A 319-nucleotide genomic window follows, 5' to 3' on the forward strand; every position below is an offset into this window, starting at 1 on the left:
CGCCAGGAGCGACAGCCGTCCGCCGGTCAGCTCGGGCAGCAATATGCCGGAAAGCGTGATGTGGTCATTGCCCGGTCCGAGGAATTGCGCCGCCGGTGGCAACCCCACGCGGCTGTTAGTAGGCCAGCGGTATTCCGTGGCCCGGTTCAGGTTTTGATAGGGGACTGTTTTTAGGGTGAACACAAACAGTCCCAAAGTCATCATCATAGTTATTCTTCCTTAATAGGTCATGCTGCTGCGTTCCCGGGCGCGCTGCTGGCGTTGGCGTTTATCCAATTCCTCCACGGCGGCCCGCCCGGCAATGCGCCCGACCTCTTGA

The 319-nt window shown here is 59.9% G+C and carries 1 protein-coding gene; it reads right to left on the minus strand.

Annotation, left to right across the window (positions count from 1 at the left end; genetic code table 11):
• Positions 1-207 (minus strand): phage tail protein (locus tag HB631_RS26825; RefSeq protein WP_213994216.1); only part of this gene is annotated, 207 nt, incomplete at its 3' end.
• Positions 208-319: the final 112 nt, after the last annotated feature.

The sequence above is a fragment of the Sodalis sp. dw_96 genome (assembly GCF_018449575.1).
Lineage (GTDB): Bacteria > Pseudomonadota > Gammaproteobacteria > Enterobacterales > Enterobacteriaceae > Acerihabitans.